This is a genomic window from Allobosea sp. Root381, from assembly GCF_001429395.1.
Lineage (GTDB): Bacteria > Pseudomonadota > Alphaproteobacteria > Rhizobiales > Beijerinckiaceae > Allobosea.
The window spans coordinates 127,194-134,529 of sequence record NZ_LMJT01000016.1 but is presented as its reverse complement, the minus strand read 5'-3'; the positions used below and the strand labels follow the sequence as shown (position 1 = coordinate 134,529).

Below are 7,336 nucleotides of genomic sequence, written 5' to 3'. Positions count from 1 at the left end.
CGCCGACCGCGTCGCCATCCTGCATGAGGGCCGCCTCGAACAGGTCGGCACCCCCGACGACGTCTACGACCACCCCGCCACACCCTTCGTCTGCGAGTTCCTCGGCGAGGCCAACCGCCTGCCCGTCAGGATCGTCGGCAGCCAGGCCTTCCTCGATGACCGCCCCGTCCTCGGCGGCCTCTCCCAGAACCAGGGTGGCCCGGCCGCGCTCTATGTCCGCCCCCACCATCTCAAGCTCGTCGACGAGGCCCCGCTCTCGATCCCCGGAATCGTCGAGCAGGTCCGCCGAACCGGCCCCCTCCGCCGCGCCGAAATCACCGTCGCAGGCCTCGCCAAACGCCTCGACCTCGACCTCACATCACAACTCGCGCCCGCMATCGGTGAACGCGTCCGCGTGAAGATCACTCACGCAACAGCCTTCGCAACAGCGTGAAATTCACGCGACGACGGCCAAAGCACGAGAGGAGAATTTTTCTTCTCTCTCCGGCAATTTCCTCAATGGAAGAATTTTTCCGCCTCGTAGAACAAAAAAAATCTATTCGGCTATCCTGACCCTTCGAACGATTCAATCATCTGCTTCCCCAAAGTTACAGGTCGGACCTCTTGGCTGAGGCCCGGCCGCATCGGAGCAGATGTCCATGTCGTTTCTTCCCAGGCTGCGCAGGTCGCTGGCAGCTTTCGCCTTTACCCTGGTCGCGAGCAGCCCTGCGCTGGCCCAGTCGGACGCGCTCGTCAGCACCGATTGGCTGGAGAAGAATCTCGAGAACCCCAAGGTCCGCATCGTCGAGGTGAGCGTCGAGCCCGGCCTGTTCGAGCGCGGCCACATTCCGGGCGCCCAGAACATCGTCTGGCACACGGACCTCGTCGATACCGTCGAGCGCGACATCGCCAAGCCGGAGAAGTTCCAGGCGCTGGCCCGCAAGCTCGGCGTCGACAAGGACACGACGATCGTCCTCTACGGCGACAGCAACAACTGGTTCGCCGCATGGGGCGCCTGGGTGTTCGACATCTACGGCCTGCGCGACAACGTGAAGCTGCTCGATGGCGGCCGCAAGAAGTGGGAGTTGGAGAAGCGCCCGGTCTCGACCAATCCGGCCGCTGCCAAGGCCTCGACCTTCACCGTCGCCGAGCCCAACCGCAAGCTGCGCGCCCGTCTCGCCGACGTCGTCGCCACGGTCGAGAAGAAGTCGGATGCCCGCATCCTCGACATCCGCTCGCCGGACGAGTTCTCGGGCAAGATCATCGCGCCCGCCGGCTTCCAGGAACTGGCGCTGCGCGCCGGCCATATCCCCGGCTCGGTCAACGTGCCCTGGGGGCAGGCCGTCAATCAGGCCGACGGCACGCTGAAGTCGCCCGAAGAGCTCAAGAAGCTCTACGCCAATGTCGGCATCGACGGCTCCAAGCCGGTGATCACGACCTGCCGCATCGGCGAACGCTCGAGCCATACCTGGTTCATCCTGTCCCGCGTGCTCGGCTATCAGGTCGCCAATTACGACGGTTCCTGGACCGAATACGGCAACGTCGTCGGCCTGCCGATCTCGAACCCGGCCGGCACGGTCTGGGGCGGCAAGTGAACCTGCTAATGAACCGGCCGAACCGCTCGCACCCATGAGCATCTCGGACGACAGCGGCGCACTCGACTACCATCGGGCGCGCGAGATCGCCGCCGCATCGGGCTCCCCCGATGCGGCTTCCGCCGTTCTGGCGGTGCCGCCCTGGCGGTTCGCCGTCGCGACCGCCGTCACGCTGGCGCTCGCGACCGCCATCCATCTCGTCGGAATTCATGGCGAGCCGGCGACCCAGCTGCAGCTCTCCCTGATCCTGGGCGCTGCCTTCGGTTTCGTGCTGCAGCGCTCGCGCTTCTGCTTCTTCTGCATCTGGAAGGACTGGCTCGACCGGCGCGATGCGCGCGGGCTGCTCGGCATCGTGACCGCGCTCGCCGTCGGCATCACCGGCTACACGCTGATCTACGGCGCCTGGCTGCCGGACCCGAGCGGCACGAGGCTGCCGCCGACGGCGCATATCGGCCCGGTCGGCCCGGCTCTCGTGCTCGGCGGGCTCGCCTTCGGGGCGGGCATGGCGATTTCCGGCTCCTGCATCAGCGCCCATCTTTACCGGCTCGGCGAGGGCTCGCCGACCTCGCCCTTCGCGCTCATTGGCGCGGTCGGCGGCTTTATCCTCGGCTTCCTGAGCTGGAACGATCTCTACCTCTGGAGCATCGTCGACTCGCCGGTGCTGTGGCTGCCGCGCCATCTCGGCTATGGCGGCGCGTTGCTTGCGAGCCTTGCCCTGCTCGCCGCCCTCGCCTGGCTGCTCCTGCAGACCGGCAGGCCGGTGCAGGAGGCGCAGCAACCGCCCAGCGATCCGCTGGTGGCCGTGTTCACCCGGCGCTGGCCGGCCTGGCTCGGCGGGCTCCTCGTCGGACTGATCGGCGTCGCCGCCTATCTCCGGCTCTTGCCGCTCGGCGTCACCGCCGAGATCGGCTCGCGCTCCCGGCAGCTCGCGACGGAGCTTCAACTGTTGCCCTCGCGGCTCGAAGGGCTCGACAGCTTCCGCGGCTGTGCGACCGTCATCCGCGACGCGCTGCTGACGCCAAACGGGCTGTTCATCGGAGGGGTGGTGCTCGCGGCCTTCGCGGCAGCGCTCGCAGCGGGCGAGTTCAAGCCGAAGCTGCCGGATACTGGTCATGTGCTGCGCGGGCTGATCGGTGGCGCGCTGCTTGGCTGGGGCACGGTGATCGGGCTCGGCTGCACGGTCGGCACGCTGCTGTCGGGCATCTCGGCGGGAGCGCTTTCGGGCTGGGTCTTCGGCCTCGCCCTGCTGCTCGGAACGACGGTGACGCTGAAGCTCGGACGCAGGCTGGGCCTGCTCGGCTGAGCTGGAATCAAGGGCGCGGAGCAATAGCGACCCCGCGTCCTCCCGCGACCCGAGATGGTTTTTTTCCAACGCCGCTGCGGCGGGTAAATCAACCTCCCAACCATCGGGCAAACAACGGAAACTCTCCCTCGCCCGCTGACGTTAGGATCGCCCCGCGGCGTTCGCCGCTCGATACGCGCTGCCGGGGGCCAAAATGTCAGACCAGATCCAACGCCGCTCATTCCTGAAAGGAGCCGCGGCCTTCGCGGCCGGCGCGACCGGCGGCTTCGCCTGCGTCGAGATCGCCAGCGCGGCCCCAATCCAGGTGCCGACCGTCGACCGGCTGGCGATGCGCGTTCTGATCGACTCGGCCCATGACCAGTTCCTCAAGCCGCAGAGCGTGCAGGGCGTGCAGCACATCCCGCCGGGCTCCGGCCGCGGCGCCGACTACCGGCAGGTGCTTCACAACCAGTGGGGCCTGTCGCTCTTCCTGGAATCGCAGCGCGAGGCCGAGACCCGCAACATCCTGCTCGACTTCGGCTACAGCGCCGACGCGTTGCTGAACAATATCGGCATCCTCAAGGTCGATCCGACCAAGGTCGATGCGCTGATCGTCAGCCACGGCCACCATGACCATTACGGCGGGCTGAACGGCTTCCTGGCAAAGTATCGCGAGGCGCTGGCGCCGGATCTCAAGCTCTATGCCGGCGGCGAGGACAATTTCTGCCATCGCGTCAGCCCGAGTGCGGTGCAGGGCCAGTTCACCGATTTCGGCCAGCTCGACCGGCGCGAGCTCGTCGCCCAGAAGGTGACGACCGTGCTCTGCGAGACGCCGACCGTCGTCGCCGGTCACGCCTTCACCACCGGGCAGATCAAGCGCCGCTCGATCGAGCGCATCCTGCCGAACACCTTCGTCGAGCGCGGCATCAAGGACGGGCTCGGCTGCGATGCCGGCCATTACAGCGCGGCCGAACTCGCCGGCAAGCCGATCCCCGACGAGCATGTCCACGAGCACGCCACCTGCTTCAACATCAAGGGCAAGGGCCTGGTCGTGATCTCGTCCTGCGGCCATGTCGGCATCGTCAATTCGGTGCGGCAGGCGCAGGAGGTCTCCGGCGTCGAGAAGGTCCATGCGGTGGTCGGCGGATTCCATCTAGGGCCGGCGCCGAAGGACTACCTGCAGCAGGTCGTCGCCGAGATCGGGAAGCTGAAGCCCGATGTCGTGATCCCCATGCATTGCAGCGGGCTCAACTTTGCGCTCGAGGCGCAGGCGCAGTTGCCCGAGCACGTCATCGTCCCGACGACCGGCAGCCGCATCGTCTTCTCGGCCTGAGATGCGCGCGCGCAGCCGCTCCCCCTGGCCGGTCACGCTTTGGCATCTGGCGCTCGCGCTGGCCTTCGCGCTGCTGTTCGCAGTGGTCGGCTCGGGGCTGGTGCGCGCGCAGGAGCCGGCGCGCCGCTCGGCAGCCGAGCTGATGGACGTGCTGATGTGGAACCGCGAGCCGGTCGGCGGACCATTTTCGCTGACCGACCACAGCGGCAAGCCGCGCACGGAAGCCGACTTCCGCGGCAAGATGATGCTGGTCTATTTCGGCTTCACCTATTGCCCCGACATCTGCCCGACCGATCTCGTCGAGATCGGTCGGGCGCTCGACCAGCTCGGACCGGCAGGCGAGATCATCCAGCCGGTCTTCATCACGATCGATCCCGAGCGCGACACCGCTGCCCATCTCGCCGAATACGTGCCGCTGTTCCATCCGCGTCTGATCGGGCTGACGGGCAGCCATGATGCGATCCGCGCCGCGGCGGACGCCTACAAGGTCTTCTACGAGAAGGTCGAGACCGGTGGCGGCGACTACACCGTCGACCACAGCGCCTATGTCTATCTGCTCGATGCCGAGGGCCGCTATCTCGGCTTCTTTCCGCCGAACACGCCGGCAGAGCGCATGCTGACCATCATCCGCTCGCATCTGCCGCGCGGGAAGCCGAACTGAGGCGAGTTGGAGAGAAAGCCGGTCACGCTGGCTCGAACCCGCACCGTCGTTGTGAGCGCAGCGAAGCAATCCAGGTGGCGTAGAACGCTGCCGCCTCTGGATTGCTTCGTCGCTTGCGCTCCTGAATGATCAGAAGAGCATTTCGACACGATCGGAACAGATCATAGAGGGGCATTCTCCCTCGATCACACCGATGTTTGAAAAGCGATTTCATTGACCGATTCAGCGGGATCGATAATATTCACTGTATTGATCGGCGCCGTTTCTGATCATTCGCGGGATTTGCTGGAGCAGCTTGCACCGCGTCACCAATGCTAAAAGCACCACGATGCCATCGTGGGCTCCTCTGCCGGAGACACGCCATGATTATTGTTCTCGATCTCGTCGTTCGAAACCTGCTTCGCCTTTCGGCCTTCGTGCGTTCCACGCGCTGTTGATGGTGCCAGTGCCGTGCTCCCGCTGCGGCTGACGCCCCGGTCTTTCCATCACATGCGATGCATAAGGCGCCGAGCGATCGGCGAAGGAACTCCCATGTCTCAAGCCATCGTCATCGAGGTCCAGGACGAAGCCGCCGGCATTGTCGTCGGCTCGAGCGGTCATTTCCGCTTCTTCTCCTCACAGCCCGCCTTCGACAGCTTCGACGGTCGGACGTTCCGCTCCGTGGAGCAGGCGAGGCGTGCCGTCGCTGAACGCGACGCCGCACGGCCGCGTCGCAGGGCCGCCTGAACGGCGTCCCTACGCGGGCCAGGGCGTTTTCAAGCGACCTGGGTACCGGTTCACGCGAAGAAAATGCGTGAAAACGCTCTCGTCACGGCATCAACTGGCCACCATTGACCTCGATGATCTGGCCGGTGACGTAGCCGCTCATCTTGTTCGAGGCGAGGAAGACATAGGCGCCGACGCAATCCTCCGGCGTGCCCAGTACGGCCATGGGAATGGTCTTGCGCATCGTCTCCAGCATCTCCGGCGTCGAGTAACGCTCATGGAAGGGCGTGGTGATGACGCCAGGCGCGACGCCGTTGACACGGATACGATCACCGACCAGTTCCTTGGCCATGTTGCGGACGGCATTGCCGACGAAGGCTTTAGCGCTTGCGTAGAGCAGCGCGCCGGGGCCGCCGCCATTGCGGGCCGCGACCGACGAGGTGTGGATGATGCTGCCGCCGCCGGCCTTGCGCAGATGCGGCAGCGCAGCCTGTGAGGCCATCACCACCGAGCGGACGTTAAGGTCCAGCACCTGATCGTAGAGCGCATCGTCGATCTCGCCGAGCCGCGCCCGCTTGAGCAGCGCGCCGGCATTGTTGACGAGCACGTCGAGCCCGCCGAGCCCGGCGGCTGCCTCGTCGACGACCTTCGTCGCGCCCCTGGTCTGCGAGACGTCCCCGCCGACGAGGATGGCATGCCCCCCTGCCCCTTCGATCTCCTTAACCAGCGCCTGCGCCTGGTCGCGGCTGCTGTTGTAGTGCACCGCCACCTTGGCGCCGAGCTCGGCATAGGCCTTCGCCACCGCGGCGCCGATGCCGGTGCTGGAGCCGATCACCAATATGCGCTTGCCCTTGAGGTCGTCGATCATCGTTTCTTCCCTTCGTCGTCGGATAGGGGCCGTGCCGGCCGTCAGGAGGTCAGCGCGCCGGCCGTCATGCCCTGCACCATGTATCGCTGCAGGAATATGAAGACCATCACCAGCGGCAGGCTGGCGAGCACGGAGAAGGCCATCATCGCATTCCAGTCGGTCACGAACTCGGCCATCAGGCTGTAGATCGCCATGGTCAGCACGCGGTTTTCCCAGGACTCGATCAGCACCACCGCGAAGAGGAACTCGTTCCAGGCCAGAAGGAAGGTGTAGAGCCCCGCGCCGATGAAGGCTGGATAGGAGATCGGCACCAGCGTCCGGAAGATCGCGCCGAGCCGCGAGCAGCCGTCGACCATCGCCGCCTCCTCGATGTCGCGCGGAATGTTCAGGAAATAGCTGCGCAGCATCAGCACGCAGAACGGCAGGGTGAAGGTCAGGTAGACGATCACCAGCGAGGTGCGGGTGTCGTAGAGCCCCAGTGAGATGAAGATGCGGAAATAGGGAATGCAGAGCAGCACCAGCGGGAACATCTGCGTGGTGATGAGGAACATCAGCACCGTGCGCTGGCCCGCGAATTTGAAGCGCGCCAGCGCATAGGCGGCCATCGCGCCGAGGAAGAGCGAGATCAGCGTCACCAGCAGCGAGACCAGCGCGGTGTTGAAGAACACCAGCAGATAACGCGGGTTGCTGAAGATCTTAGCATAGCCCTCGAGCGTGAAGACCTCGGGCAGCCAGGTCGGCGGCATCCGCATGACCTCGATGTTCGGCCGGAACGAGACACTCAGCATCCAGAGCAGCGGGATGAAGACGATCACGATCGCGACGATGAGGCAGAGATAGGCGACGGCGTTGATCAGTCGTTCGCGGCGGCGCAAGCCCAGATGGCCCATCAGCACGGTTTGCATCGGTATCC

The 7,336-nt window shown here is 65.6% G+C and carries 8 protein-coding genes; 6 read left to right on the top strand and 2 right to left on the bottom strand.

Annotation, left to right across the window (positions count from 1 at the left end; translation table 11 throughout):
• From ASE63_RS15400 to ASE63_RS15375, 6 genes are all read left to right on the top strand, one after another.
• Positions 1-433, top strand: a 433-nt coding sequence (locus tag ASE63_RS15400) for a TOBE domain-containing protein (RefSeq protein WP_156410384.1), incomplete at its 5' end; no start/stop codon positions are given.
• Positions 434-632: 199 nt separating this feature from the next.
• The gene (locus tag ASE63_RS15395; RefSeq protein WP_156410383.1) at positions 633-1,574 is read left to right on the top strand and encodes a sulfurtransferase; all 942 of its coding nucleotides are present in this window, start codon (positions 633-635) and stop codon (positions 1,572-1,574) included.
• A 34-nt stretch (positions 1,575-1,608) separates the two neighbouring features.
• Positions 1,609-2,877 (top strand): YeeE/YedE family protein, encoded by a 1,269-nt coding sequence (locus ASE63_RS15390; protein ID WP_082609973.1) that lies wholly within the window; start codon positions 1,609-1,611, stop codon positions 2,875-2,877.
• 193 nt (positions 2,878-3,070) lie between these two features.
• Positions 3,071-4,189 (top strand): MBL fold metallo-hydrolase, encoded by a 1,119-nt coding sequence (locus ASE63_RS15385; protein WP_056802728.1) that lies wholly within the window; start codon positions 3,071-3,073, stop codon positions 4,187-4,189.
• A 1-nt stretch (position 4,190) separates the two neighbouring features.
• Complete coding sequence (locus ASE63_RS15380) at positions 4,191-4,850, top strand: SCO family protein (protein WP_082609972.1); 660 nt, start codon at positions 4,191-4,193, stop codon at positions 4,848-4,850.
• A gap of 531 nt (positions 4,851-5,381) precedes the next feature.
• Positions 5,382-5,576, top strand: a complete 195-nt coding sequence (locus ASE63_RS15375; protein ID WP_156410382.1) for a hypothetical protein — start codon at positions 5,382-5,384, stop codon at positions 5,574-5,576.
• Positions 5,577-5,658: 82 nt separating this feature from the next.
• Here ASE63_RS15375 and ASE63_RS15370 read toward each other — a convergent pair whose 3' ends face one another.
• On the bottom strand, positions 5,659-6,423 hold the full coding sequence (locus ASE63_RS15370) for an SDR family oxidoreductase (RefSeq protein ID WP_200962571.1): 765 nt from the start codon (positions 6,421-6,423) through the stop codon (positions 5,659-5,661).
• A 41-nt stretch (positions 6,424-6,464) separates the two neighbouring features.
• Positions 6,465-7,328, bottom strand: a complete 864-nt coding sequence (locus tag ASE63_RS15365) for a carbohydrate ABC transporter permease (RefSeq protein WP_056802726.1) — start codon at positions 7,326-7,328, stop codon at positions 6,465-6,467.
• Positions 7,329-7,336: the final 8 nt, after the last annotated feature.